Here is a 25,726-nt window from a genome sequence, read left to right as displayed (position 1 = left end):
GTCTCGCACCCAACCGTTAACAGGACCATTGCGAACGCGGGAGGAATTCGCCCGCGCAAGACAGTGGAGCCGACGCGTGCGCTTAGGGTCCACGAACGAGAGCTCATCAAAGAGCGACTCGTGGAAGGGAAGTCGCTCCGGGCGATCGCGAGTGAACTGGGCCGGGCCCCCTCGACGATTTCCAGGGAGATCAAGCGGGGTTCTCTCCGCGGCACCGTGCGCAGCTACGAATTCACTAGGGCGGAAAGGTATGCGCGCGAGATGCGTCGACGACCCAAGCCCCTGAAGATCGTGTCGGACCGCCTTTTGCATCGACTTGTCCAGTGCGGACTGCACTTTGGCCTCTCTCCGGAGCAGATCGTGGGACGATTGAAGCGAGCGCGTCCGGATGATTCGAGGTTTCACTTGTGCCACGAGACGGTCTATCGCACCCTCTACCTGCAGGCCCGTGGGGAGCTCCGCAGGGAGATCAGTAGTGCACTGCGCACGGGCCGAACCATGCGTCGCCCGCAAAAGCGGGCCGACGAGCGCCGCAGACGGGTACCGGAAGCGATAAGGATCTCGGAGCGTCCGGCCGAGGCATTGGACCGCTCCGTTCCAGGCCACTGGGAAGGTGACCTCATCGTCGGCAAGCACGGAAAGTCTTCCATCGGCACCGTTGTGGAGCGGCGGTCGAACTTCACCGCTCTCGTCTGGATGGACCCGGGCTTGCCGAGGTCTGAAGCTCTGATCTTAGGGCTCAAGAAGTCTCTGGCTGGCTTGCCGGATGACCTGCGCTCTACTCTCACCTGGGATCAAGGGATTGAGATGAGTAGGCACGAGGCGGTGGTGGAGACCTCCAATATCGATGTTTACTTCGCGGATCCGCGCTCTCCGTGGCAGCGCGCCACGAACGAGAACACTAACGGTTTGCTCCGGCAGTATTTCCCCAAGGGGACAGACCTGTCCGTCCACACGCCGGAGGAGTTGAAGCGCGTCGAGGACCTATTGAACGATCGGCCGCGAAAGCGGCTTGAATTTGCTACGCCAAGAGAGGTATTCTCCGAGTACCTGTTGCGCTGACCGTTAGAACTCGCCCGCCGCAGGTGGAACAGAACGCGACAATCCCTGGAACGCGCCGAGCACCCCACCGGGCGCCCCGGTGACGTGCACGCTGCGGAGCGCGGTCAGCGCCGCGCCGCGGCGATCGCGATGTCCTGGAGGTCCTTCTCCATCGCCTTCTGCGCGGCGCGCAGACCGAGCGAGCTCAGCGCGGCGCCCAGGTACCGGCGCAGCCCGCGCCGCTCGGGCATCGCCGCACCGAAGGTCATCGTCAGGTCGGTGCCGCGCTCGGTGGGCTCGAGACGGAACTGCGTGCGGTACAGGACGTCGCCGCTGCGGGCCACGACCACGGTGCTGCGCGGCTCGTCCGCCTCGATCACCTCCATCTCCTCGGTGGCGCGCATGCCGAGCATGGACCGGGTCTCCCGCCACGTCGTCCCCACCGCGTAGGGCCCCTCGGTGAGCACCTCGACCGCGTCGACGCCGGAGAGCGTCGACGCGGCGGCGCCGATGTCGGTGAGCACCGCCCAGACCGCGGCCGGATCCGCGTCGATCGGCTGGGTCAGGCGAAGCTGCGGCGTCGTCGTCATGGCGCGCAGTCTAGATCCCGCCGTCTCACAGCGGCAGGCGCACGTAGGTCGTCTCGAGGTACTCGGCCAGACCCTCGTGGGAGCCCTCGCGGCCCAGGCCCGACTCCTTGACCCCGCCGAACGGGGCCGCCGGATCGGAGGCGACGCCCAGGTTCACCGCGACCATGCCCGCCTCGATGCGCCCGGCGACGCGGGTGATCTCGCCCAGGTCCTCGCCGATCACGTAGCTCATGAGCCCGAACTCGGTGTCGTTCGCCGCGGCGACCATCTCCTCGACGTCGTCCATCACGATCACCGGGGCGACCGGCCCGAAGATCTCCTCCCGGTTCACGCGCGCGTCGCGCGGGACATCGGCCAGCACCGTCGGGGCGTAGAAGAAGCCCTCCCGGTCCAGGCGCTTCCCGCCGGTGAGGACGCGGGCGCCGCGCTCCACGGCATCGGCCACGAGCTCCTCGACCTTCGCCAGCCCCGCCTCGTCGATCAGGGGGCCGAGGGTCGTCCCCTCCTCGATGCCGGGACCGGCGACCAGGGCCTGCGTGCGCTCGGCGAGGCCGCGGGTGAACTCCTCGGCCACCGAGGCATGCACGTAGAAGCGGTTGGCCGCGGTGCAGGCCTCCCCGTTGTTGCGGAACTTCGCGGGCATCGCCGCGTCCAGCGCGGTGGGGACATCGGCCGAGGGCAGCACCAGGAACGGGGCGTTGCCGCCGAGCTCCATCGAGGTGCGCAGCACGTGCTCGGACGCCTGGGCGAGCAGGGTGCGCCCCACCCCGGTGGAGCCGGTGAAGGACACCTTCCGCAGGCGGTCATCGGCCATCAGGGTCGAGGACAGCGTGCGGGAGTCCGAGGTGACCACGCAGCCGACGACCCCCGCGGGCACGCCCGCATCGGCGAGGATCTGCATCAGCAGCAGGGAGGTCAGCGGCGTCTTCGCGGCGGGCTTGAGCACCACGGTGCAGCCGGCCGCGAGCGCGGGGCCGATCTTCCGGGTGCCCATGGACAGCGGGAAGTTCCAGGGCGTGATCGCCAGGACCGGGCCGACCGGCCGGGTGGTCGTGAGGATCGCCTGCGGCGCGGCGGGGGCGGGCCGGAACCGGCCGGGCAGGCGCACGGCCTCCTCGGAGAACCAGCGCAGGAACTCCGCCCCGTAGGTCACCTCGCCGTAGGCCTCCGCGAGCGGTTTGCCCATCTCGAGGGTCATGGTCAGGGCCAGGTCGTCGGCCCGCTCGTGGCACAGCTCGAAGGCCCGGCGCAGGATGTCCGCGCGCTCCCGGGGCAGGGTCGCCGCCCAGGCCTCCTGCGCGGCGACCGCCGCGTCCAGGGCGCGCAGGCCCACGCTCTGCGCATCGGCGTCCACGACCTGCGTCAGCGCCCGGCCGGTGGCCGGGTCGACCACGTCCAGGCCGGGCGTGCCGCCGAGGAACGCCCCCTCGACGAAGGAGCTGCGGGGCAGGCGGTCGAGCAGGGCGGCGACGCCCTCCTCGGTGATCCGGGGGATCTCGGTCATGGTCTCGTCTCCTCAGTCGAACAGGATGACCTGGCGGATCGCCTCGCCGTCGGCGAGCTGGTCCATCGCCGAGCACACGTCCTCGAGACGGATCCTCCGGCTGATCAGCGCGTCCACGGGAAGCTTCCCCTCCAGGTACAGCTGGGCGTACGCAGGGATGTCCCGGCGGGGCACGGCCGAGCCGAGGTAGCAGCCGATCACCGACTGCGCCTTCGCCGTGATCGGCAGCGGCGGGATCGTCACGGTCGCGCCCGGGGCCGGAAGGCCCACGGTCACCATCGTGCCCCCGAACCCGATGGCGGCGAAAGCGGTCTCGAAGGCCCGGGGGTGCCCTGCCGCCTCGATCACCCGGTCCGCGGTGATGCCCTGCTCGGCCACCTCCTGCGGGGTGAAGGTCCGATGCGCTCCCAGCTCCCGGGCCCGCTGCAGCTTCGCCGGCAGCGTGTCCACGGCGATCACCTCCCGGACGTCCTGCGAGGCCGCGGTGATCAGGGCCGCCATGCCTACCCCGCCGAGGCCCACGATCATGATCGAGTCCTCCGGGCCGGGGCGCGCGACGTTGAGGACGGCGCCGCCGCCGGTGAGGACGGCGCAGCCCAGCACCGCCGCGATGTCCGGCGGCACCGCCTCGGGCACGACGACGGCGCTCGCCGCATCGACGACCGCGCGGGTCGCGAAGCCGGAGACGCCCAGGTGGTGGTGGACCGGCTCGCCGTCGCGGGTGATCCTCCGGCCGCCGCCCAGCAGGGTGCCGGCGTTGTTGGCGGCCGATCCCGCCGAGCAGGGCAGGCGCCCGTCGGTGGCGCATTCCCGGCACCGGCCGCAGCGGGGCAGGAAGCTCATGACGACACGGTCGCCCACTGTGATGCCCTCGACCTCGGCGCCGATCTCCTCGACCCGGCCGGCGGATTCGTGCCCCAGCAGCATCGGCAGCGGGCGGGGCCGGTTGCCGTCGACCACGGAGAGGTCCGAGTGGCAGACCCCGGCGGCCTCCATCCGCACGAGGATCTCGGTGGGGCCGGGCGGGTCCAGCTCGAGGTCGCTGATCGTGATGGGCCGCGATGCGGTGTAGGGGCGGGGCCGGTCCATCTCCTCCAGGACGGCGCCGCGGATCCTCATCGCGCACCCCCGCGCGCCGACGGGGCCGACGGGGCCGAGGGGGCCGACGGGTCGGAGGGGGAGGGCTCCTTGGTCCCGAAGGCCGCCTTCGCGACCTCGGGGACCAGGGCGTCGCCCGAGCGCAGGGGCCGCCCGGCGAAGGCGCCCTCGTGCGCGAGGACCGGGCGCCGGTCGCCGGCGAGCTCGGGATGGCGCTCCTCGAGCTTCTCGCGGCGGGTCATCTCCCGATGCCAGCCGCGGACCACGTCCGGATGGCCCTGGGCGATGCCGCGCCAGGTGGTGGGCATCTCCTCGCGGGAGCGTCCCGGGCTGGCCTCGCCGAGGCGGCGGACCGCGGCGGGCAGCCGGGTCGTGCTCGCCCCGCAGGCGCAGTCGGGGTTGTCGGAGAACATCGAGGGCAGGCCCGCCTCGAAGCGGTGGCCCTGGGTGCAGCGCAGGTCGTAGAGGATCATCGCAGGCTCCGTCCGGCGCTCAGGAGTAGTGGCCGTCGGGCGCCAGGGTGAGGCCCCGGCGCTGCTCGGCGTCGTGGCCGAAGATCATCTCCGCGCCGGTCTCCTGCTGGATGCGGCGAAGCTTGTCGACGGACTCGAGCCAGCCGACGGAGTCCCAGACGATGCCCGCGCCGATCGCCGGCGGCCCCCAGCTCGCCCCGAGATAGACGGCATCGGAGGTGAAGATCTTCGTGCCCGACTCGGGCAGGTCCACGCGCAGGCTCATCGTCCCCCAGGTGTGGCCGGGGGTGGAGATGACGCTGACCCCGGGGACGATCTCCTGGTCGCCGTGCACCGCCTCGAGCGGCAGCCCGGAGAAGTCGCTCACCAGGTGGGCGCCCTGGAACTCGCCCTCGATGGTCTTCACGCCCTCGATCTCGTCGGCCTGGGCGATGATGCGGGTGCGGCCGTTGTCGAACATCCGCGCGTTGGCGGCATGGTCGAAGTGCAGGTGAGAGAGCACGAGGATGTCGATGTCGTCGGTGGTCAGCTCGAGGTCCGCGAGCGCGGTGTCGAGGTAGCCGGGGCCGGCGGGATCCTCCTGCACGGGGAAGAAGTCCTGGAACCCGGTGGGCGCCCAGCGGGTCTCCCAGTCGCGGGGGACCCCGGTGTCCCACAGGATGCGGCCCTCCGGGGTCTCCACGAGCACGGCATGGGTGGGGCATTCGCCCCAGGCGGCGGGCTTGTCCTTGTGGTGGCGGTCGGTGATGGTGTTCCCGGCCTGGAGGAGCAGCCAGGTGTGGTCGCACTCCATGATGCCAGTCGAGAGGATGTGCAGCTTCATCGCGGGATCGCTCATGATCGGTCCTTCCTCGGGGGCGTCTCCCTCGACGCCTCTGCGGCGAGGCTATGCGCGCCCTGGGCGGCGGCACCATGTGCGCGGATACCATCGTCCGCATGGATCGATGGAGATCTGCACACACCCCGCGGGCGGACGAGGCGCCCTCGACCGCGGACTTCCGCCGCCGCGCCGAGCTGCTCGACGTCGTCACCGAGATCGCCTCGCGCACCACGGCCCGCCGCGACCTCGGCGAGGCGCTCGAGGCGATCGTGCGCCGCACCCGGGAGCTGACGGGCTCGGACATGGCCTACATCGCGCTCAACACCGCGGAGGAGACCTTCATCCGCTACAGCCACGGGGTGCGCACGCCGGAGTACCGCACCATCCGCATGCCGCTGGGCTACGGCGTGCTCGGGCGGGCGGCGACGGGCCGGGCCACCGTGGTCACCGAGGACTACCTGCTGGACGGGACCATCACGCACCTGCACGACATCGACGAGATCGTGCGCGGCGAGGGGGTGCGGGCGATCCTCGGCGTGCCGATGACCCTGCACGGGGTGGTCCACGGCGCGCTGCTGGTGGCGGACCGCTCGCCCCGCCGCTATCCGGAGGAGGTCGTCGACACCGTGAGCGTCCTCGCCCGCCACACGAGCGCCGCCCTGGCCGGGGCCCGCCGCCTCGAGGAGGTGGGCGCCGCCCTGGCCCGCCTGCACGAGGACCGCGACACGCACCTCGAACGGATCCTGGACCTCCAGGACGTCCTGGAGATCGACGCCCGCCTGCTCGAGTCGATCACCGCGCCCGCCGCCGGGCCCGCGGCCTATGCCCGGGCGGTCGCCGATCTCGTGGGCTGCCGCGTCGACGTGCTGGACGCCGATGCGGAGCCGCTCGCCCAGGGCGCCCCCGGCCGCGGCGCCGACGAGGACCCCGCGCCCCTGCCGCGGGTCCCGCTCGAGCACGCGATCCGCACCGCCCGCGCGACGGGGCACCCGGTCGTGGACCAGGGCATCACGGTGGCCTGCGCGCTCAGCGGCGACGAGCACCTGGGGACGCTCCTGGTCCACGACGCCCTTCCCGTGCCCCTGCTGCCGCGCATCCAGCGGATCGCCGTGTTCCTCACGATGCTCCTGCTCATGGTGCGGGTGCGGACCGACGACCATCACCGCCACCAGCGGGCCCTGCTCGATGCGCTGATCGGCGCCGGGGCGGTCCCCGGCGGGCTGCGCGGCGCCGTCGAGGCGCTGGAGCTGCCGCGGCGGGGCGCGCAGGTCCTCGCCGTCGAGGACGGGACGGGAGACCCCTCGACCGCCCTCGAGGTGCTGCGCGCCTGCCTGGAGAGCGCCCGGGAGGGGGAGGCGCCGCGCGGCATCGTCGCACCCCACCAGGGGCATGCCTGCGCGGTGGTCCCCGGCCGGGGCGCGCCGCGGGACGGGCGCGATGGGGCCGCGGAGATCGCCGCCGAGGTGATCGCCGCCGGCCGCGAGCGCGGGGTCGCGATGAACGTCGGCGTCTCCGGGCGCTGCACCGATCGGGAGCAGCTCGCCGCCGGGCACCGGGACGCGGCGCGCGCCCTGGCGTCCCTCGCGGCGCTGGGCGCCTGGGGGCGGACGGCCCACGGCGACCAGCTGGGCGCGGTCGGGCTGGTGCTCGAGGCCGTCCGGGCCGATCCGCGGGCCCGCTCGCCGCTGGACGGCATCGCCCCGCTGATCGCCGACGACGCCGGCCGGGGCGGGGACCTGACGCGCACGGCCTGGGTGTTCGCGGAGTCCGGCGGGAACGTCGCCCGCACCGCACGCCGGCTGTTCGTGCACCCCAACACCGTGCGCCAGCGGCTGGAGCGGATCGGCCGCGTGCTGGGCCCGGACTGGCGGGAGCCGTCCCGCTTCCTCGACCTCCACCTGGGGCTGCGGGCCTGGGCCATCGCCCACGCCGACCGGCCGCAGGAGGGCGCGGCGACGCCTCCGGACCGGACGGTCGCCGCGGTGGACGGCCCCGGGGGCGCTCCCTAGACTCGGGCCCACGATCCACCGACCCGAGGAGGACGCATGAGCGAGAACGGCTTTGAGAACGAGGCGGCCCAGGCCGTGGACGCCGGCGACGTCGACGCCTACGCCGAGTACGGCCAGGACGGCGGCGAGGGCGAGGTGGAGCCGGGCGCGGAGGGCCCGAAGGGCACCGGGGTCGAAGGGGCCGATGCGGCCTTCGAGCTGGAGCGCCGCGAGGAGGAGAGCGCGCAGGACCGCTCCGACGAGGCCCCCGACTTCCCGGACGAGCTCGGCGAGGACCTGACCTCCGCCGCCGAGCAGGGCAACCGCGACGGCGACGAGATGGTCGCCGAGGGCCAGGACGACGCGGAGGTCGCCGAGCTCTCCGGCGACCTGCGCGACGTGGACGCCCTCGAGGACGACGGCATCACCCCGGTGACCGACGACGACGGCCTGCCCCGGGCCTCCGACACCTTCCCCGAGGAGGACGGCGCGGGCCTCTGACCCTCACGCCGAGGCCCGACGGCCGCGGACCCGCCGACGGCGGGCCGCGGCCGTCGGCGTCCGGGAGCCCCGGCCTCCTGGGCGGGACCCCGGGGCGGGACGGGTCAGGCGGCCCGCGCGAGCGCCGTGCGGGCCAGCAGGTACTCCTGCGCGCGGTCGGCGTCCCAGCCGTGCGCCTGCGCGAGGCCGGCGGTGAGCATCGCGAGGTACGCCGGGGCGGGCTCCCCGGGCGGGAGACCGGCCGCCCCGTCGGGCGCCGTGAAGGTGAGCATCGGCCGGCCCTCGCGCTCGCCGACGTTCAGCAGCGTCTCGTAGGCGCCGGGCCCGGCGGCGTACGGGCCCCCGGGGACGCCGGCGCGGACCACGGCCTCGAGCGGGTCGTCCTCCTGCGGCGGCCGATGCATCTCCTGCGCGGCGACGTCGACGAACTGCTGCGCGGTCACGAGGTAGGCCCGGGCGGCGGTGGGCCCCGCGGAGGCGTGGTCGTAGAAGGCGACCGATCCGCCCCACACGCGCGAGGTGCCCGCGAAGCGCAGGCGGCCCGGCAGCAGGACGCCCGCATCGGCCCGCGGCGGGGTCGCGTCCCGCGCCCCGGGATAGGTGACCTTCGCGCCCGGCGGCCGCCCTCCGCGCAGGTAGCAGTCCAGCCGCGCGGCGTTCATGTTCGAGCCGTAGCTGACGTACCAGACCAGGGGAGGGGATGCGGGCGGGTCGGCGGGGGACATCGCTCTCCATCCTGCGCCGTGCTCCCCGCCGGGGTGAAGGCGGGCGTGACCGGTCTCGCGCCGGGAGGTAAGGCCGCGGGCTCGAGCTCCCGGTCCCGGCGGCGGCCCGCGGCGGGGGAGAGGACCACCGCGACGACCAGCACGAGCATCGGCAGCAGCAGTGCGGTGCGCAGGCCCACGTGCTCGCCGACCATGCCGAGGGTGGGCGGGCCCACCAGGAAGGCGAGGTAGCCGAGAGTCGAGGCGAGGGCGACGCGGGCGGCGGGATCGGGGCCGGACTCCCCGGCCGCGGACAGCGCCACCGGGAAGCCGAGGGACGCGCCGAGCCCCCACAGCACGACCGCGGCGGCGGCGACCGCCTGGTGGTCCACCAGCGAGACCAGCGCGATGCCGCTCGCGGCGAGCAGGGCTCCCGCGCCGAGGACGACCGCGCGCCCGAAGCGGTCGATGATCGGGCCGCCCAGGAAGCGGCCGGCGGTCATGGAGGCGGCGAACACGGCGAAGACCGCGCTGCCCAGGGCCGCGTCGAGGCCGTGGCCGTCGACCATCACCAGCGGCAGCCAGTCGCTGGCGGTGCCCTCGGCCAGGGCCATCGCCAGCACGATCCCGCCGATCAGCAGCAGGCGCCGGTCCCTCCACACCGAGGTGCGGGGCGTGCTCGCGGCGGCGGACCGGTCCGCGGCGACGGCGAGGCCGGTCGCCGCCGGCAGCTGGCGGATCGCCCAGGTCAGCAGGATGAGGCCGAGCACCCCGACGGCCAGCAGGTGCAGCACCACTGAGGTGCCGGCGGCGTTGGCGAGGATGCCCAGCACCGCTCCGACCACCGTGCCCAGGCTGAAGCAGCCGTGCAGCAGGGGCAGGAACGAGCGTCCGGAGAGCTCCTCGACGTCCGCGCCCTCGATGTTCATGGCGACCTCGCCGCCGCCCATGCCGGCGCCGAACATGCCCAGGCCCACGGCGACGACCACCGGCAGGCCCGCCGCGGCGCCCAGGGCGATCACCGGCATCGCCGCGATCAGCAGCGAGGAGCCGACGAGCACCACGCGCCGGGCGCCGAAGCGCAGCACGGCGGGGCCGGAGGAGAGGATCCCGAGCATCGAGCCCACCGAGATGCCGAACAGCACCAGGCCCATCTGCGCGGTCGAGGCCTCCAGCAGGTCCCGGATCGCGGGGGTGCGCGTCACCCAGGACGCCACGGCGATGCCCGGCAGGAAGAACAGCGCGCACAGCGCCCAGCGGCGCAGGGCGATCGACGCCCCGGCGCGGGGCGGCAGGGCGGAGAGGGCGGGCGAGGCGGACACGGGGGCCTTTCGACGAGCACGAGGGGGCGGGGCGCGGGAGGGCGGCGCACGACGCAGAACCGTCCGATGGGAGGTTTCTCCGGAGTCTACGGAGAGCGGACCCGTCGCGCACCCCTCCCGGACGGGCCCGACGCGTTCACCGAGGTGACGTCCGCCCGTCATCCCGTGGCGAGGCGCACGTCACCCCCATCGGATCGGATCGAGGGCGACCGTCCGCCCTGCTCCCGAGAGGTCCCCCGTGCCCGAGCCCCGCCCGCTCCTCCTCGTCTCCGTCGACGCGATGCACACCGACGACATCCCCTTCGCGCGGACGCTGCCGTCCTTCGCCCGCATCCTCGAGCGTGCCGCGGTGGCGGAGATCGAGGGCGTCTACCCCTCGGTCACCTACCCCAACCACACCGCGCAGATCACCGGCTGCGGCCCGGCGACCACCGGCGTGTTCAACAACCTGCGCTTCCAGCCCGGCCGGGGCGATGCTTCGGACTGGTTCTCGGAGGCCTCCGCGATCCGCGTGCCCACCCTGCTGGACGCGGCGAAGGCGGCGGGGATGGTCACCGCGGCCGTGCAGTGGCCGGTGACCGTCGGCGCCGAATCGGCGGACTGGCTGGTGCCCGAGCTCGCCGGCGCCCGCTTCCGTCAGGGCGACCTCCTCGAGCACTTTCGCGGCGCGACGAACGCGGCGAGCCTCGAGCGCTACGTGGCGCCGAACCTGGATCTCGTCGGCACCCATCCCGCCGGGCTCTTCTTCCCCTTCGTCGGCCGCGTCGCCGCGCAGATCCTCCGCGAGCAGCGGCCCGATGTGCTGCTGGTCCACTACGTCGAGGTCGACTCCGCCCGCCACCGCCACGGGACCTACGGCCCGCACGTCGAGGAGTCGCTGCGCGAGGTCGACGCCCATCTGGCCGGGCTGCTCGAGGCCCTCGACGCGGCCGACGGGGCGGAGCAGGCGAACATCGTGCTGGTCTCGGACCACGGCCATATCGACGTCGAGCAGCACACCAACCTCAACCGCGTCTTCGCTGACCGGGGCCTGCTGCGGGTGGACGAGTCCGGCGCGCTGGTGGACTACGACGTGATCTGCCTGGGTGCGGGCCTGTCCGGGCAGCTGTTCCTGGCCGATGGCCTCGCCCCGGAGCGCTTCGCGGAGGTCGAGATGCTGCTCGCCGAGATCGAGGCGGACTCCCAGTACCGCATCGAGCGCATCTGGACGTCCGACGAGACCCGCCGCGACTACGGCCTGGACGGCCCTTTCGCCTGGGTCGTCGAGTCGGAGCCGGGCGTCATCGTCGGCCAGGCGTGGGACCGCCGGCCCGTGGTGCGCCGCGGCGACGAGGACTTCCCGGCGCTGAAGGGCGCGCACGGCCACGCCCCGCGCCATGGCGGGCAGCCCGTGCTCATCGCCGCCGGCCCGGCCTTCGAGTCCGGTGCGGACCTGGGCCGGCGCAGCATGCTGGACATCGCCCCGACCCTCGCCCGGGTGCTGGGCCTGGAGCTGCCGGATGCCGAGGGCGCCGTCCTCGCCGAGCTCCTCGCGGACGCCCCTGCGCGGGAGGTCGTCCCTGTCCAGGGCTGAGCGCCCGGGGTTGAACGCGGGGCCTGAGCGCCGGGGCCTGAGCGCCGGAGCCTGAGCACCGGGGCCTGAGCGCCCGAGGTCGTGCCTCCGGCGAGCACCGGGAGCCTGCGTCAGCACGCACCGGGTGCCTGCGTCAGCGGGACTGGAGAAAATGCAGGGTTCTGTACCAGCTGAATCGATTCATTTGGTACAGAACCCTGCATTTTCTCGAACGCGAGGAAAGGCCCGACCCGGACCTCGCCTCCAGGGGCAGGCCGGGGCCCGTGGCCTTGCCTTCTGGGGCAGGCCGGAACCTGCGGCCTCGCCTCCTCGGGCAGGCCGGAACCTGTGGCCTCGCCTCCAGGGGCAGGCCGGGTCCTGTGGCCTCGCGTCCTGGGGCGGGCGCCGGGCCCGGGCCTTCCTGCCTGGGGCAGGCCACGACCCGGGCCGTCGCCCGCGGGTGCTCGAACGTCAGTCGGCGGCGGCGATGTCCTTGCCGTCCTCCGCGCCGGGCTCGTTCTCCTGCACGATCATGCGGATCGGGTCGAGCTTCGCCCACACGAAGAACGCGGCGGAGAAGACGATCAGCGCCAGCCCCGCCCACAGGTTCGCGTTGAGGCCGTCGGTCTTGGCCGCCTCGTCCGGGTTGAAGGCGAACAGGCCCAGCAGGGTCAGGATCACCCCGTACAGGCCCGTCAGGGCGCCGATGAAGCGCCGGATGTCGAAGGCGCCGGCGGTCTCGACGTGCCGATCCGGGGTGGTGGAGTCTGCGGTGCTCATGGTGCTCTCCTCCTCGCGATCAGGCGAACGCGATGTTCAGGGCGATGACCATGACCAGGGCGATCAGGGCCATCGGGACGGGGCGACGGTAGAACGCCAGGCTCTTCTCGTCGGGATCGAGGAGCTGGGTCTTCGGGGTCTCGGAGTACACCAGGCCCTTCAGCTCGTGCACCGGCTTCGGGGCGGTGAACTGCGTGACCACCACCGAGACCACGATGTCGACCACGAAGGCGACCGAGGCGGACAGGAACGCCAGCCCCTGGCCGCCGCCCAGGGTGAACAGGCCCCCGAACTCGGAGGCCGACCACACGGACACCGCCGCGACGGTGCCCGAGACGAGGCCCGCCCAGCCGGCCGTCGGCGTCATCCGCTTCCAGAACATGCCGAGGATGAACGTCGCGAACAGCGGGGCGTTGAAGAACCCGAACAGGGTCTGCAGGTAGTCCATGAGGTTGGAGAACGACGCCGCGATGAGCGCGGTGAAGATCGCGATGACGCACGCCGCGGCGGTCGCCACGCGGCCGACCTTCATGTAGTGCGCATCGGCCTCGTCCTTCTTCACGTACTGCTGCCACAGGTCGTAGCTGACCACCGTGTTGAAGGCGGAGATGTTCGCGGCCATGCCGGCCATGAAGGCGGCCAGCAGGCCGGCGATGGCCAGGCCCAGCAGGCCGTTGGGCAGCACGTCCCGCATCAGCAGCAGGAGGGCGTCGTTGTAGGTGATGCCGGTGGCATCGGCCGCCGCGGCGTCACCGGCGACGTCCAGGCGCTTGAACTCGGCCAGCTCGTTGACCAGCACCGCGGCGATCATGCCGGGGATGATGACGATGAACGGCACGAACATCTTGGGGAAGGCGCCGATGATCGGGGTCATGCGCGCCGCGGTGATGGACTTCGAGGCCATCGCCCGCTGGACCTCCACGAAGTTCGTGGTCCAGTAGCCGAAGGACAGCACGAAGCCGAGCCCGAAGACGATGCCGACCACCGACAGGACCGGGTTCGCGAAGCCGGAGAGCTGCTCTCCCGGCCAGGTGGACAGCTGCTCGGCGCCGAGCATGCCGTCGCCGGCCACCCGCTCCTTCAGACCGGACCAGCCGCCCACGCGGTGCAGGCCGATGAGGGTCAGCGGCAGCAGCGCCGCGACGATCACGAAGAACTGCAGGACCTCGTTGTAGATCGCGGCGGAGAGCCCGCCGACGGTGATGTAGAACAGCACGAACGCGGCGGCGAGGACCAGCCCCACCCACATCGGCCAGCCCAGCAGGCGGTTGACGATCGTCGCCAGCAGCGACAGGTTCACGCCCGCGATGAGCAGCTGCGCGACCGCGAAGGAGATCGCGTTGACCAGGTGGGCGCCGGTGCCGAAGCGCATGCGCATGAATTCGGGGACCGAGCGCACCTTGGAGCCGTAGTAGAACGGCATCATCACCACGCCGAGGAACAGCATGGCCGGCACGGCGCCGATCCAGAAGTAGTGCATCGTCGGCAGGCCGTACTGGGCGCCCGTGGCGGACATGCCCATGATCTCGACGGCGCCGAGGTTGGCGGAGATGAACGCGAGGCCGGTGACCCAGGCGGGCAGGGAGCGGCCCGAGAGGAAGAACTCGATCGAGTTCGAGACGCCGCGCTTGGCCCACCACCCCACGCCGAGGACGAAGGCGAAGTACAGCGCGACGATCAGGTAGTCGATCCATTGCGCATCGAGTCTGACGGAGACCATGTCGGGGACTTTCTGGGACGGGGAAGCGTCCGCGGCGGCGAGGACCGCCCCGGTGGCCACGGGGGTGACCGCGGCCGGATACGCTACCACCGCCCCACCGGCCGCTCAGGAGGACCGCCCCGTGACCACCCCCGTGCATGCAGGTCCCGTGCGCTCGCGCACCGAGCGCCTGGACGCCCTGCCCCTGTCGCCGCGACACCGCCGCATGCTCGGTGCGAGCGGCATCGGATGGGCCCTGGACGCGATGGACGTCGGCCTGGTCTCCTTCGTCATCGCCGCCCTCGCCGTGCACTGGGACCTCACCGCGGGCGAGCGCTCCCTGATCGCCTCCGTCGGCTTCGCCGGGATGGCGATCGGCGCGGTGCTCGGCGGGCTGCTGGCCGACCGCATCGGCCGCCGCCAGGTGTTCGCGCTGACGCTGCTGGTGTACGGCCTCGCCACCGGCGCGTCGGCGCTGTCGACCGGGCTGGTCATGCTGGTCGCCCTGCGCTTCGTGGTGGGGCTGGGGCTGGGCGCCGAGCTGCCGGTGGCCTCCACCCTCATGAGCGAGTTCGCGCCGAAGCGGATCCGCGGCCGGGTGATCGTGTGGCTCGAGGCGTTCTGGGCGCTGGGCTGGATCCTCGCCGCGCTGATCGGCACCCTCGTGGTTGCCGGGTCCGATGCCGGCTGGCGCTGGGCGCTGCTGATCGGCGCCGTCCCGGCCGTGTACGCGCTGGTGATCCGGTGGCGGATGCCCGAATCGGTGCGCTACCTCGAGGCCCGCGGCCGGCACGCCGAGGCGGAGGCGACCGTGCGCGCCCTCGAGGAGTCCGCCGGGGTGCCGGCCCCCACCGCCGCCGAGTCCGCGGCGGCCGGAGGCACGGCCGCGGGGACGGCCTCCCGCGGCGGCGAGTCGATCTGGTCGGCCGCCCTGCGCGGACGCACCGCCGCCCTGTGGATCGTGTGGTTCTGCGTGAACCTCGCCTACTACGGCGCGTTCATCTGGATCCCGACGCTGCTGGTGGACCGCGGTTTCGACCTCATCCGCTCGTTCACCTTCACCCTCATCATCACCCTGGCGCAGCTGCCCGGATACGCCGTGAGCTCCTGGCTGATCGAGGTGATCGGGCGGCGCTGGACCCTGGGGACCTTCCTCGTCGGCTCCGCGGGCTCCGCGATCGCCTTCGGCCTGGCCGACGCCCCCGGGACGATCATCCTCACCGGCTGCCTGCTGTCCTTCTTCAACCTCGGGGCGTGGGGCGCGCTGTACGCGATCAGCCCCGAGGTGTACCCGACGACGGTGCGCGGCACCGGCAGCGGCGCCGCCGCCGGCTTCGGCCGCCTGGCCTCGATCATCGCGCCGATCATGGTGCCGCTCGTGGTCGCGGCCTCCGGGGTCGCCGCCGCCTTCGCCGTCATCGCCGCGGCCTTCGCGATCGGCGCGGCGGCCGCCTTCGCCCTCCCGGAGCAGCGCGGGCGCGCCCTCGTGTGAGGGGCCTCAGCCCTTCACGGCCCCCTCGCCCACGCCGCGGAAGAAGAACTTCTGGAACACCGCGAAGAAGATGATGATCGGCACCAGGGCGATCATCGTGCCGGCCGCCACCACGCGCGGATCGGCGCCGAAGTTGGAGTTCAGGTACTCCATGCCGACGGTCAGCGTGTACTTCGCGGGGTCGGAGAGCACGATCAGCGGCCACAGGAAGTCGTCCCATCCGCCGATGAAGGCGAAGATCGCGACGACGCTGGCCATTCCGCGCACGCTGGGCCAGACGATGTGGCGCAGCACCTGCCAGGTGCTGGCCCCATCGATGGTCGCCGCCTCCAGCAGCTCCTGGGGGATCGAGCGGCAGGCCGCCGTCATGAGCAGCACGTTGATGGCGCCCACCAGCCCGGGCAGCATGACCCCGGCCAGGGTGTCGGCCAGCCCGAGGGTGCGGATCGTGAGGAACTGGCTCATGATCGTCACCTCGCCGGGCAGCAGCAGGGTCGACAGCAGGATGCCCATGGCGATCCGCTTCCCGCGGAAGCGCAGAGCGCCCAGGGCGTAGCCCGCGGCCGTGGCCAGGACGACGTTCGCGATCGCGAGCGTCCCGGCCACCAGCAGCGAATGCCAGGCGTAGCTGAGGATCGGGATGGTCGCGGCGACCTTCGTGTAGTTGCCGAGGGTCGCATCGGCCGGGATCAGCGCCGGCGGGAAGGAGTAGATGTCGTCCATCGGCCCCTTGAAGGAGGTGGACATCTGCCACAGGAACGGGCCGACGGCCAGCAGCAGCACCGCCACCAGCAGCGCATAGCGGACGATCAGGCCGGCGAGGGTCGGCTTGCCGAACCCGCCCGAGCCGCGCGTGCGCCAGGGGCGGTCGGTGCGGCGCAGCGGCGCGCGGCGCGGGGCGGTCTGCTCGCGCTGCGGGCGGGACTCGGCGGCGGGGGCGGTGGCGGTCATCGGGCGGCCTTCCCGGACGGGGCGTCCCCGCCCTGGCGGTTGAGGTAGGCCACCAGCAGCAGGGGGCCGATGGTCAGGAGGAACAGCACGACGCTGATCGCCGAGGAGTAGCCCAGGCGGCCCTGCAGCCCGCCGCCGACCTGCTGGACCAGCATGACGATGCTCATCGCGTCGCCGCCGGGGCCGCCGGTGCCGTTGGTGAGGACGTACAGCTCCGTGAACACCCGGATCGCGCTCACCGTGATCAGGGCGCTGACCAGGAACATCGCGCCGCGCACCCCGGGGACCGTGACGGAGGCGAAGCGCCGGGCCGCGCTCGCGCCGTCCATCGCGGCGGCCTCGTGCAGCTCGCGGCCCACGTTCCCCAGCGCCGCGAGGTAGACCACCATGTAGTAGCCCAGCCCCTTCCACACCGTCAGCAGGACGGCGGTGGCCATGATGCCCCAGCGGCTGGCGAGGAAGGGGATCGGCTGGTCGATGAGGCCGATGAACTCGAGGCTCTCGTTGATCACGCCGCGGGAGTCGAACAGCCACGTCCAGATGAGGCCGACGACCACCACGGAGGCGATCACCGGGAAGTAGAACGTGGTGCGGAACGCGGAGATGCCGGGGATCTGCTTCTCGACCAGCAGCGCCAGCAGCAGCGGCAGGAAGGTCAGCAGGGGGACGCAGGCCACCGCATAGACGAGGCTCGTGACGATGGCGTTCCAGAACCGGCCGTCGTGCAGGAGGGCCGCATAGTTGTCCAGGCCGATGAACACGCCGCCGGTCAGGGGGCGGGTGTCCGTGAACGACAGGATGATCGTGTTCAGGAACGGCCACAGGGCGAACACGATCACCCACAGCAGGGCGGGCCCGACCAGCAGCCAGGGGACGTACGGCGTATAGGTGCGCATCAGCTCAGATCTCCGCGTGCGGCGGACCCGCCAGGGGTCACAGCAGGTTGTCGTTGCCGTACTGGACGGCGTTGTCGAGCGCTTCCTGCGCCGTGATCTCGCCCTGCATGGCCTTGGCGGTCTGCTGGGTGAAGTTCGTCTTCATGTCCGCGGTCCACAGCACGTTGGTGGTGTCCACGGCCGTCTTCATCGACTCGGCGGCGATCTCGACGGCCTGCGTCTGCAGGGCGTTGTCCGTCTCCTCGGCGAACTGCGACGGGTCGGCGGCCGCGGCGATCGTGCCCGGCAGGAAGCCCTGCGCGAGGGTGACGAAGGCGATCTGGTTCTCATCATTGGTGAGGAACCGGGCGAAGGCGAGCGCGGTGGGCAGGTTCTTGGACCCGGCCGCGACGCTGATGCCCTGCACGAACAGCGGCGGCTCGCCGAAGCGCGGGGACAGGGTCGTGCCCTCGAGCAGGGAGGGGGCCTCCGCCTGCAGCTCCGAGGCGAAGGAGGACGTGGCCGTGGTCCACAGGGCCTTGCCCTGCTTGAACAGGGCGGTGTTGCCGGCGTAGTCGTTGTTCAGGACCTCGGGCGGCATGGCCCCCAGCTGGAATAGGTCGACGTACTTCTGGATGTAGGCCGCGTTCTCGGGGGTGTTGAAGGTGAACTCGCCGTTCTCGCTGGTGATCGTCACCTCGGGCATGTTGGAGATCAGCGGGTCGGGGCTGCCGGCCTCGTGCAGCATGCGCGCGGTCTCGAACATCTCGTCCATGGTGGTGGGCAGGGAGGCCTCGTCGACCCCGTGCTCGCTCAGCGCGGCGAGGTTCCACCAGTTCATGTCGGTGCCCAGGTACCAGGGGTAGCCGTAGGCGCCGTCGATCTCGGGGAACCGGTAGGCGTCGATGCCGCCGGGGACGTACACGTCCTCGAGCTCCGGGTCCGCGGCGGCGAGGTCGAGCAGGAACCCGCCCTGGACCAGGGGGAAGGCCATGTCGGGCGGGAGGTTCACGACATCGGGCAGGGAGTCGGAGTTCGCCTGCGCGAGCACCTTGTCCTGGTAGCCCTCGCCGGGCTGGTCCATCCAGGTGACGGTGACGCCGGGGTTCTGGTCCTGGAACGCCGCGATGACGCCCTCGAAGTAGGGGGTGAACTTCTCGTTCTTCAGCGACCAGGACTGGAAGGTGATCTCGCCGGTGATCTCTCCCTCGACGGCCTCCGCCGGGGCGCTCGAGCCGGAGCGGCCGCCGCCGCTCATGCCGCAGCCGGCCAGGCCGAGGGCGGCGATGCCGGCGCCGCCGGCCAGGGCGGTGCGGCGGGTGGTGCGGATGGTGTTCATGGGGGACTACCTCTTCCTCGAAGCGGAGCGGGCGGCCATCGCGCCGTGTCTCCTGGATCCCGATGCGGCACGGATACTTAACCGCTAAAGCTATGGTCGGTGCTCGCGGGCCGCCTGTCAATCCGAGCCGGTCACGGCCATGCATCGTCCGCCCCGCGCCGTGCATCGCCCGCTCCGCGCATCGCCTGCGCCGTGCATCGCCCGTGCCGCTCCGCGCATCGCCCCGCCCCGCCCCGTGGCGAGGCCGGGCGCGGCGAGATCCGGCCGGTGCGCGCCGCCCCGGGCGGGGAGCGCGCACCGACCGGATCTCACCGGGATGCCGGGCGGGCCTCAGAAGCGGGCGCGCACCGTGGCGATCTGGAAGGGCCGCAGGGCCAGGTCCAGCTCGGGGCCCTCGGCCGCGGCGGCGCGGTGCGCGAGCGGCGCACCGGGCGCGAAGGGACGCTCGAGCAGGTCGACGACCTCGAGGGCGCGCGCTCCGGGGACCCGCACGCGGGCCGTGCTCGAGCGGCCCTCGGCCTCGTGCAGGCGCACGACGACATCGCCCGAGCCGTCCTCGGCGAGCTTCACCGTCGTCATCCGGGCGCTCGTCGGCTCGGAGCCGGTGCCGGCGACCTCGACCAGCGCCGGCACCTCGATCCCGCCCGGGACGCTGCGCGGCACCAGGTTCAGCTGCTCGCCCAGGTCGATGGCCTCGGAGATCCCGGCGTCGGGGCGCACCGCGTAGCGCAGGCGGTAGGTGCCCTCCTCGGCGGCGGGGTCGGGGAACTCCGCCGCGCGGATCACCGTCGCCCGCACGATCGTGGTGGTGCCGCCGTCGTCCTCGCGCAGCACGCGCCGCACGTCGTGGCCGTAGCTCGAGTCGTTGGCCAGCGCGATGCCGAAGCCGGACTCCTCCACGCGGACCCACCGGTGCGCGCAGGTCTCGAAGCGGCCGAAGTCCTCGACGGTGTTCACCGGGATCGGCCGGTCGATGTGTCCGAACTGGATCTCGCTGCTCATCGTCGCGGCGCGCACGTCGAAGGGGAAGGCGAGCTTGAGGACCTTCTTGCGCTCGTGCCAGTCCAGGTCCATCGCGATGTCCAGGGCGGTGGCGCCCGGCACGGCCGAGTAGGTCACGGTGATGCGCGAGCCCCGGCCGCGGGAGGGGGCGGCGGGATGGATCCGCTCGGCCGAGTCCTCCGCGGGACGCGTCCGGTAGCGGACCGCGATCCGCACCGTCCCGTCCTCGTCGGTGGTGACCTCGGGGGCGCCCTCGGCCTCCAGGTCGCGGTGCACCCGCCGGTAGAACTCGTCGATGTCCCAGGAGTCCCAGGCGTTGGGCGCGTCGCGGTGCAGCTGCAGCAGCCCGCCGGCGGCCCCCGGCGCGATCGCCTCGCGGCCGCCGCGGCCGGCGCGCAGCGAGGTGATCAGCCCGCGCTCGTCGATCACGGCGTACAGCCCGGGCGTCTCCAGCACCGTCGCGGCGCCCTCCCGGGTGACCGAGACGGCCGGTGCGGCCGGGGCCTCGGGCGCATCGGCCGCGGAGCCTTCCCCCGCGGGGCCATCGGCCGCGGAGCCGTCGGCCGATGCCAGGGCCTCGAGGGCGCGGGCCACGAGCGCCTCGCCGCGCTCGAGGATGCTCGCGTAGCTGGTCTCGGCCTCGCGGTGCACCCAGGCGATCGAGGAGCCGGGCAGGATGTCGTGGAACTGCAGCAGCAGCACCGTGTCCCAGAGGGCGTCGATCTCGTCATGGGGGTAGGCGAAGCCGGGGACGCGGCGGGCGGCGGTGGCCGACCACAGCTCGACGTCGTGCATCACGGCCTCGGCGCGGCGGTTGCCCTGCTTGCCGAGGATCTGCGAGGAGAAGGTGCCGCGGTGCAGCTCGAGGTACAGCTCGCCGTTCCAGGTGGGCGCCTCGGTGTACTCGGCGCGGGCGCGGGCGAAGAAGTCCTCCGGGGTGGACCATTCGACCTTCGGGGCGCCGTCGAGGTCGGCGAAGCGCTCCTGCGAGGCGATCATCTCGCGGGTGGGGCCGCCGCCGCCGTCGCCCCAGCCGGTGGGGGACAGGCCGATGTGGCTGGCGCCCTTGTCCTTGAAGTTCTTCTCGAAATGGGCGAGCTCGGCGGCGGTGAGCTGGCCGTTGTACGTGTCGATCGGCGGGAAGTGCGTGAACTGCGTGGTGCCGTCCAGGCCCTCCCAGCGGAAGGTGTGGTGCGGGAACGTGGAGTACTGGTTCCAGGAGACCTTCTGCGTCAGGAAGTTCTCGTGGCCGGCCAGGGCGCAGATCTGCGGGAGCGCGGCGGAGTAGCCGAAGGAGTCCGGCAGCCACGTCTCCCGGGTCTCGACGCCGAACTCCTCGAGGAAGAACTTCTTGCCGTGCAGGAACTGGCGGGCCATCGCCTCGGAGCCGGGCATGTTGGTGTCCGACTCGACCCACATGCCGCCCACCGGGATGAAGCGGCCGGCCGCCACGTGCTCGCGGATCCGGGCGAACAGCGCCGGGTAGTCGTCGCGGATCCACCGGTACTGCTGGGCGGAGGAGCAGGAGAACGTCAGCTGCGGGTAGTGCTCCAGCAGCCAGCAGATGTTGGAGAAGGTGCGGGCGCACTTGCGCTTGGTCTCCCGCAGCGGCCACAGCCAGGCCGAGTCGATGTGCGCGTGACCGGTCGCGACGACGGTGAGGGCGGAGGCGTGCGCCGGGGACTCCAGCAGCGGACGCAGCACCTCGCGCGCCGCGGGGGCGGTCGCGTGCAGGTCGTCCGGATCCGCGGCGTCCAGCGCCCGGCCCAGCACGTGGAGGATGTCCGCGCGGCGCGAGGAGGCCTCCGGCAGGGTCTGCATGAGGCCGTTCAGGGCGACGACGTCCTGCTCGAACTCCCACACGCTGCGCGAGCGCCAGGCCAGGCGCAGCATCGTGAGGTCGTAGATCGGGTCCGCGTCGGGAGCGGACATCACCCCGAGCGCGGTCGGGGTGAAGGTCCAGTCGCCGGGGACGTTCGGGTTCGCGGCGCATTCGAGGTAGTAGTCGACGCGCTGCCCGGGCTCCAGGGTGAGGTACTGGTTGTAGGGGTTGATCGCCTTGACGGTCTCGCCCTCGGGCGTCCAGATCAGCGCCTCGGCCTGGAAGCCGGGCATGTTCGTGAAGGACAGGTCCAGCTGCAGCTCGACGTCGCGGTCCTCGCCGGAGGTCCAGTGCGCGGGCACCTCCCCGGTCACGTGCAGCCACAGCGTGGACCACGGCCGGCCCCAGCGGTCGCCGACCGCGATGGGGGAGTACGTCGCCGCCCGCGCCTCGGCGAAGGGGACCGGCTCGTCCGGCACCTCCCACGCCTCGATGGTCAGGGGCGCCGTCTCGAGATGGCGCCGGGCGGGCAGCTGCTCGGCGAGGAACCGGCGGATCCGGTCCTCCGAGGTCGGTCGATGGTCGTGCACGGGAGCTCCTCGGCGTCGGGCGGTCGGGCGGTCAGAAGCGGATCTCGAGCGGGGAGACCTCGCCGTCCAGGGCGGCCTCGGCCCAGGTCCGGAAGATATCGCCCTTCGGGGACAGGCGCGAACGGTCCGATCCGGCACGGTCCATGCCCTCGAGCACGACGGGCGCCGCGGTCGATGCGGCCGGGCTCGCATCCGCGCCCGCTCCCGCGCTCGCGCCGTCGCGCAGCTCGCGGGCGATCGCCCCGTAGGCCTCGCCGATCGGCTTCAGGCGGCCCTCCGCGTCGAAAAGGCCCAGGGAGTACTCGACCTCCGGGAAGTCGGCGAGGTCGCGGTGCACGTCATGGGAGCACCACCAGGTCACCGCCTCGACGTCGGGATTGCCCAGGGCCGTGCGCACGCTGGCGTCCGCGAACTCGGCGGCATCCTGCGGCGCGACCCACGGGACGGGGGCGCCGATCTCCTGCAGCCACACCTTCCGGTCCGCCTGCCCGAGGGCGCGGTTCCAGGCGGAGGCGACCTCGGTGAGATAGCGGCCGAACAGCGCCAGGCCCGGGTGGCCCTCGCCGAGGGCCTGACCGGCCCCGGTGAACACCCACGAGTGCACGGTCGTGCTCGCGCCGAGGAGCACGGCATCGGCCGGCGTGAAGGGGTGGTCGTCCTTGAACCACAGGCAGTCGTCGAAGCTGTGGTGGTTGCGGCGCCCGGGCAGCACCTCGTCGACCACGGCGAGGAGGTCACGGGTCCAGGCGGTGGCCTGCTCGTCGCTCGTGTCGTGGCGGTCGGGGTGGTAGGAGACGGCGAACTGGCCGATCTCGTTGCCGAGGGTCATGCCGCTGACGTGCGGGCGATCGGCGAGCTCCGTGCCGAGCACCCGGGCCAGCTGCTGCTGGGCGGCGAGGACCAGCGGGTCGGTGAACAGGTTGCGGCGGTGCCAGGTGGAGACCCAGGCCGGCAGGAAGTCGTAGCTGGACAGGTGCCCCTGCAGCAGGTCCACCGAGACGGCCAGGCCGTGCCGGCCGGCGATGTCGACCACGGTCAGGACGTCCTGGACGGCGCGGGAGGAGATCAGGGTGCGGTTGGGCTGCAGCAGCGGCCACAGCGGGAAGATGCGCACATGGTCCAGACCGAGCTGTGCGATCTGCGCCATGTCCTCGTCCACGAGGGCGGGGTCGAGGTCCGCCCAGGAGTGGAACCAGCCGATGCGCGGGGTGTAGTTGGCGCCGATGCCAGGGTGCGTCATGCGAGAAGCCTTCGTCAGGGGAGGGGCGAACGGCCGTCCCGACCGTTCCTAAAGCGTTTAAGCGAGCGTAGCACCTGGCGTAGCATCGGGGAATGCGCCGTCCCACGATCGCCGACATCGCCCGGGAGTGCGGGGTCTCCTCCACTGCCGTGTCCTTCGCCCTCAACGGGCGCCCCGGCATCTCCGAGGAGCGGCGCCGTCAGATCCAGGACGTCGCCGCCCGCCTGGGATGGACTCCGAGCGCCGCCGCCCGCGCTCTGGCCACCTCCCGGGTGGACGCCATCGGCCTGGTGATCACGGCGCCCTTCACCACGCTCGCGCGCGACACGTTCTACCTGCAGCTCATCGCCGGGATCGAGAAGGCCCTCGCGGAGACCCCCGTGGTCCTCGTGCTGAAGATGGTCGAGTCCCTGGATGCCGAGGTCGAGGCGATCCGCGCCTGGCATGCGCAGCGCCGCGTCGACGCGGTGATCCTGGTCAATCCGCGCGAGCAGGACCCGCGCCCCGACCTCGTCCGCGAGATCGGGATGCGCGCGGTGTTCCTCGGCGACCCGCCGCCGGAGAGCGGGGCATCCTCCGTCTTCGTCGACGACGCGCAGACGATGCGGCTGCTGCTGCGGGACGTCGCCGCGCTGGGATGCCGCTCCCTGGCCTACCTCCACTCCTCCGTGACGGCGGCCTATCGCCACGAGGGCCAGCGCCTCGAGGCCCTCGCGGACACCGACGAGATCGCGGTGACCGTCAGCCCGGCCTGCGACGGCGGCGACCCCCGCGGAGGTCCCAGCGTCGCCGCGCGGATCGACGAGCTCGTGCTGGGCGGCGTGCCGGACATCGTGCTGTGCGAGGACGAGACGATCACCCTGGCGGCCCTGTCGCGGCTGTCCGAGCACGGCCTGCGCGTCCCGGAGGACCTGGGCCTCATCTCCTGGGAGAGCTCGCCCGGGCTCGCCTACCGGCGCCCCGCCATCTCCTCCATCGACCGCGACCCGATGATCCTGGGTCAGGCCGCCGTCGAGGTGCTCGACGAGCTGCGCACCGCCGATGCCCCGATCCGCCGCGTCATCGACCCCCCGCGCCTGGTGCTGCGCGACTCGCTGGTGCGGCGCCCTCCCCACGACGCAACCTCCCACGACACCACCTCCCACGGCTCCACCCCCGCCGGCGCCGGCCCCGCCGGCGCCGGCCCTGCGGACGCCGCCCCCGCCGAGATCTCCCCCGGAAGCAGGTCCGATGCCTGAGCTCGACACCGTCGTCTGGATCGTCCTGGGCCTCGGCGCCCTGGTGGTGGGGCTGTCCAAGACCGCCGTCCCCGGCGCCGGCACCATCGCGGTGGCCCTGTTCGCCTCGGTGCTGCCGGCCAAGGCGTCCACCGGCGCGCTGCTGGTGCTGCTGATCGTCGGCGACATGATGGCCCTGCTGGCCTACCGCCGCCACGCCGACTGGCGCGTGATCGTGAAGATGGCCCCCGCCGTCGTGCTGGGACTCGTCGCCGGCTGGGGCTTCCTCGCCGTCGCCTCCGATGCATGGGTCCGAAGGGGCATCGGCGCGCTGCTGCTGATGGTGATCGCCGTGACGCTATGCCGGCGCTGGCGCGGATCCTTCGCCGCGACGAGACAGGCATCGTCCGACGCCACCAGCGCGGCCGGCGCCGCCCAGGGCGCCGGGGGCAGTGCGACTGGCGGCAGTGAGACCGGCGGTGGTGCGACCGGCCCGGCTTCCGCGGCCAGCGGGCAGGGCGCATCGGCCCCGACGCCCGCGCCGGGAGGGGGCGGGATCGCCGCCTGGACCTACGGCTCCCTCGGCGGCTTCACCACCATGGTCGCCAATGCGGCCGGCCCCGTCATGTCCATGTACTTCCTCGCGGCGAAGTTCCCGGTCAAGGCGTTCCTGGGGACCTCCGCCTGGTTCTTCGCGGCCGTCAACATCGCGAAGCTGCCCTTCAGCATCGGCCTCGGGATCATCAACCCGTCCTCCCTGCTGCTGGACCTGGTGCTGGTGCCGCTGGTGCTCGTCGGCGGGCTGGGCGGGCGGCTCATCGCCCAGCGCATCAGCCAGAAGACCTTCGAATGGGTGGTCGTCGTCCTCACGGTGGTCGGCGCGGCCTACCTCCTCGTGTGATCGCCGGCCCCGGCCGACCCCCTGGAACCCCGGGAGGCGCGACGGTCGCAGCCGCGGCAGGCACGGGCGCGGCGTCTCCGACCGGGCGCGAGGGGCCGGCGGGCTCGGCCGATGGGCCGTGCGCCGGGTACTTGAGAAATTGTGCGGTTCTGTACCAGTTACCGGGGGCGGGTTCCAACGGTCAGCGCAACACCCCACGACATGGAGGTGTTTGATGAGGCCAGT

21 protein-coding genes are annotated in these 25,726 nt (G+C 72.6%); 7 read left to right on the top strand and 14 right to left on the bottom strand.

Annotated elements, in window-relative coordinates:
- Positions 1 to 1,062, top strand: a 1,062-nt coding sequence (locus tag BF93_RS18220) for an IS30 family transposase (protein WP_084148691.1), incomplete at its 5' end; no start/stop codon positions are given.
- A 104-nt stretch (positions 1,063 to 1,166) separates the two neighbouring features.
- Here the strand turns inward: BF93_RS18220 and BF93_RS18215 are convergent.
- Genes BF93_RS18215 through BF93_RS18195 form a run of 5 tightly spaced genes read right to left on the bottom strand, consistent with a single transcriptional unit; the run spans position 1,167 to position 5,544 of the window.
- Positions 1,167 to 1,631, bottom strand: coding sequence for an SRPBCC family protein (locus BF93_RS18215; protein ID WP_038374625.1), 465 nt, complete (start codon positions 1,629 to 1,631; stop codon positions 1,167 to 1,169).
- A 25-nt stretch (positions 1,632 to 1,656) separates the two neighbouring features.
- The gene (locus BF93_RS18210; protein WP_038374623.1) at positions 1,657 to 3,135 is read right to left on the bottom strand and encodes an NAD-dependent succinate-semialdehyde dehydrogenase; all 1,479 of its coding nucleotides are present in this window, start codon (positions 3,133 to 3,135) and stop codon (positions 1,657 to 1,659) included.
- Between the two features lie 12 nt (positions 3,136 to 3,147).
- Positions 3,148 to 4,254: an alcohol dehydrogenase catalytic domain-containing protein gene (locus BF93_RS18205; protein ID WP_038374622.1), complete on the bottom strand. Its 1,107-nt coding sequence runs from the start codon at positions 4,252 to 4,254 to the stop codon at positions 3,148 to 3,150.
- Positions 4,251 to 4,706: a zinc ribbon domain-containing protein gene (locus BF93_RS18200; protein WP_198025502.1), complete on the bottom strand. Its 456-nt coding sequence runs from the start codon at positions 4,704 to 4,706 to the stop codon at positions 4,251 to 4,253. The genes BF93_RS18205 and BF93_RS18200 overlap by 4 nt, the downstream gene beginning before the upstream one ends.
- A gap of 19 nt (positions 4,707 to 4,725) precedes the next feature.
- The gene (locus BF93_RS18195) at positions 4,726 to 5,544 is read right to left on the bottom strand and encodes an N-acyl homoserine lactonase family protein (protein ID WP_038374620.1); all 819 of its coding nucleotides are present in this window, start codon (positions 5,542 to 5,544) and stop codon (positions 4,726 to 4,728) included.
- Positions 5,545 to 5,642: 98 nt separating this feature from the next.
- Here BF93_RS18195 and BF93_RS18190 point away from each other — a divergent pair, with 98 nt between their 5' ends.
- The gene (locus tag BF93_RS18190) at positions 5,643 to 7,535 is read left to right on the top strand and encodes a helix-turn-helix domain-containing protein (protein WP_198025500.1); all 1,893 of its coding nucleotides are present in this window, start codon (positions 5,643 to 5,645) and stop codon (positions 7,533 to 7,535) included.
- A 36-nt stretch (positions 7,536 to 7,571) separates the two neighbouring features.
- Entirely contained in the window at positions 7,572 to 8,015 is a 444-nt protein-coding gene (locus BF93_RS18185) for a hypothetical protein (protein WP_038374618.1), read from the top strand.
- 104 nt (positions 8,016 to 8,119) lie between these two features.
- Here BF93_RS18185 and BF93_RS18180 read toward each other — a convergent pair whose 3' ends face one another.
- Both BF93_RS18180 and BF93_RS18175 read right to left on the bottom strand, forming a co-directional pair.
- Positions 8,120 to 8,740 carry a hypothetical protein gene (locus BF93_RS18180; protein ID WP_051487190.1) on the bottom strand — a complete coding sequence of 207 codons (621 nt, stop codon included), beginning with the start codon at positions 8,738 to 8,740 and terminating at the stop codon, positions 8,120 to 8,122.
- A complete protein-coding gene (locus BF93_RS18175; RefSeq protein WP_232226497.1) occupies positions 8,674 to 10,041 on the bottom strand; it encodes an MFS transporter in 1,368 nt (455 codons plus the stop codon). The genes BF93_RS18180 and BF93_RS18175 overlap by 67 nt, the downstream gene beginning before the upstream one ends.
- 238 nt (positions 10,042 to 10,279) lie before the next feature.
- Between BF93_RS18175 and BF93_RS18170 the strand changes: the two genes are divergently transcribed.
- Entirely contained in the window at positions 10,280 to 11,614 is a 1,335-nt protein-coding gene (locus BF93_RS18170; protein ID WP_038374615.1) for an alkaline phosphatase family protein, read from the top strand.
- A 450-nt stretch (positions 11,615 to 12,064) separates the two neighbouring features.
- Here BF93_RS18170 and BF93_RS18165 read toward each other — a convergent pair whose 3' ends face one another.
- Both BF93_RS18165 and BF93_RS18160 read right to left on the bottom strand, forming a co-directional pair.
- Positions 12,065 to 12,373 carry a hypothetical protein gene (locus BF93_RS18165; RefSeq protein WP_038374614.1) on the bottom strand — a complete coding sequence of 103 codons (309 nt, stop codon included), beginning with the start codon at positions 12,371 to 12,373 and terminating at the stop codon, positions 12,065 to 12,067.
- 19 nt (positions 12,374 to 12,392) lie between these two features.
- Positions 12,393 to 14,093, bottom strand: a complete 1,701-nt coding sequence (locus BF93_RS18160) for a sodium:solute symporter family protein (RefSeq protein ID WP_038374613.1) — start codon at positions 14,091 to 14,093, stop codon at positions 12,393 to 12,395.
- Positions 14,094 to 14,214: 121 nt separating this feature from the next.
- On the opposite strand from BF93_RS18160, the gene BF93_RS18155 reads away from it, so the two are divergent.
- Positions 14,215 to 15,564, top strand: coding sequence for an MFS transporter (locus tag BF93_RS18155; protein ID WP_232226496.1), 1,350 nt, complete (start codon positions 14,215 to 14,217; stop codon positions 15,562 to 15,564).
- Between the two features lie 6 nt (positions 15,565 to 15,570).
- Here BF93_RS18155 and BF93_RS18150 read toward each other — a convergent pair whose 3' ends face one another.
- The 5 genes from BF93_RS18150 to BF93_RS18130 form a co-directional block, all read right to left on the bottom strand.
- A complete protein-coding gene (locus BF93_RS18150; protein ID WP_084148688.1) occupies positions 15,571 to 16,515 on the bottom strand; it encodes a carbohydrate ABC transporter permease in 945 nt (314 codons plus the stop codon).
- Positions 16,512 to 17,411 carry a carbohydrate ABC transporter permease gene (locus BF93_RS18145; protein ID WP_038374612.1) on the bottom strand — a complete coding sequence of 300 codons (900 nt, stop codon included), beginning with the start codon at positions 17,409 to 17,411 and terminating at the stop codon, positions 16,512 to 16,514. The genes BF93_RS18150 and BF93_RS18145 overlap by 4 nt, the downstream gene beginning before the upstream one ends.
- Before the next feature lie 37 nt (positions 17,412 to 17,448).
- A complete protein-coding gene (locus BF93_RS18140) occupies positions 17,449 to 18,729 on the bottom strand; it encodes an ABC transporter substrate-binding protein (protein WP_038374609.1) in 1,281 nt (426 codons plus the stop codon).
- Between the two features lie 330 nt (positions 18,730 to 19,059).
- Positions 19,060 to 22,143 (bottom strand): alpha-mannosidase, encoded by a 3,084-nt coding sequence (locus tag BF93_RS18135; RefSeq protein WP_038374608.1) that lies wholly within the window; start codon positions 22,141 to 22,143, stop codon positions 19,060 to 19,062.
- A gap of 31 nt (positions 22,144 to 22,174) precedes the next feature.
- Entirely contained in the window at positions 22,175 to 23,383 is a 1,209-nt protein-coding gene (locus tag BF93_RS18130) for a glycoside hydrolase 5 family protein (protein ID WP_038374606.1), read from the bottom strand.
- 92 nt (positions 23,384 to 23,475) lie between these two features.
- On the opposite strand from BF93_RS18130, the gene BF93_RS18125 reads away from it, so the two are divergent.
- Together BF93_RS18125 and BF93_RS18120 are read left to right on the top strand one after the other, a co-directional pair.
- Entirely contained in the window at positions 23,476 to 24,621 is a 1,146-nt protein-coding gene (locus BF93_RS18125) for a LacI family DNA-binding transcriptional regulator (RefSeq protein ID WP_051487189.1), read from the top strand.
- Positions 24,614 to 25,501, top strand: coding sequence for a sulfite exporter TauE/SafE family protein (locus tag BF93_RS18120; protein WP_038374604.1), 888 nt, complete (start codon positions 24,614 to 24,616; stop codon positions 25,499 to 25,501). The genes BF93_RS18125 and BF93_RS18120 overlap by 8 nt, the downstream gene beginning before the upstream one ends.
- Positions 25,502 to 25,726 lie beyond the last annotated feature (225 nt).

The organism is Brachybacterium phenoliresistens (assembly GCF_000576425.1).
GTDB lineage: Bacteria > Actinomycetota > Actinomycetes > Actinomycetales > Dermabacteraceae > Brachybacterium > Brachybacterium phenoliresistens.
This window is presented reverse-complemented; position numbering and strand designations above follow the sequence as displayed.

What these genes read in the sequence shown, in the direction of transcription:
- BF93_RS18210 (WP_038374623.1), bottom strand. Translation starts at nt 3,135, where the DNA reads ATGACCGAGATCCCCCGGATCACCGAGGAGGGCGTCGCCGCCCTGCTC.
- BF93_RS18120 (WP_038374604.1), top strand. Translation starts at nt 24,614, where the DNA reads ATGCCTGAGCTCGACACCGTCGTCTGGATCGTCCTGGGCCTCGGCGCC.
- BF93_RS18190 (WP_198025500.1), top strand. Translation starts at nt 5,643, where the DNA reads ATGGATCGATGGAGATCTGCACACACCCCGCGGGCGGACGAGGCGCCC.
- BF93_RS18150 (WP_084148688.1), bottom strand. Translation starts at nt 16,515, where the DNA reads ATGACCGCCACCGCCCCCGCCGCCGAGTCCCGCCCGCAGCGCGAGCAG.
- BF93_RS18205 (WP_038374622.1), bottom strand. Translation starts at nt 4,254, where the DNA reads ATGAGGATCCGCGGCGCCGTCCTGGAGGAGATGGACCGGCCCCGCCCC.
- BF93_RS18145 (WP_038374612.1), bottom strand. Translation starts at nt 17,411, where the DNA reads ATGCGCACCTATACGCCGTACGTCCCCTGGCTGCTGGTCGGGCCCGCC.
- BF93_RS18130 (WP_038374606.1), bottom strand. Translation starts at nt 23,383, where the DNA reads ATGACGCACCCTGGCATCGGCGCCAACTACACCCCGCGCATCGGCTGG.
- BF93_RS18185 (WP_038374618.1), top strand. Translation starts at nt 7,572, where the DNA reads ATGAGCGAGAACGGCTTTGAGAACGAGGCGGCCCAGGCCGTGGACGCC.
- BF93_RS18215 (WP_038374625.1), bottom strand. Translation starts at nt 1,631, where the DNA reads ATGACGACGACGCCGCAGCTTCGCCTGACCCAGCCGATCGACGCGGAT.
- BF93_RS18140 (WP_038374609.1), bottom strand. Translation starts at nt 18,729, where the DNA reads ATGAACACCATCCGCACCACCCGCCGCACCGCCCTGGCCGGCGGCGCC.
- BF93_RS18160 (WP_038374613.1), bottom strand. Translation starts at nt 14,093, where the DNA reads ATGGTCTCCGTCAGACTCGATGCGCAATGGATCGACTACCTGATCGTC.
- BF93_RS18125 (WP_051487189.1), top strand. Translation starts at nt 23,476, where the DNA reads ATGCGCCGTCCCACGATCGCCGACATCGCCCGGGAGTGCGGGGTCTCC.
- BF93_RS18195 (WP_038374620.1), bottom strand. Translation starts at nt 5,544, where the DNA reads ATGAGCGATCCCGCGATGAAGCTGCACATCCTCTCGACTGGCATCATG.
- BF93_RS18165 (WP_038374614.1), bottom strand. Translation starts at nt 12,373, where the DNA reads ATGAGCACCGCAGACTCCACCACCCCGGATCGGCACGTCGAGACCGCC.
- BF93_RS18200 (WP_198025502.1), bottom strand. Translation starts at nt 4,706, where the DNA reads ATGATCCTCTACGACCTGCGCTGCACCCAGGGCCACCGCTTCGAGGCG.
- BF93_RS18180 (WP_051487190.1), bottom strand. Translation starts at nt 8,740, where the DNA reads ATGTCCCCCGCCGACCCGCCCGCATCCCCTCCCCTGGTCTGGTACGTC.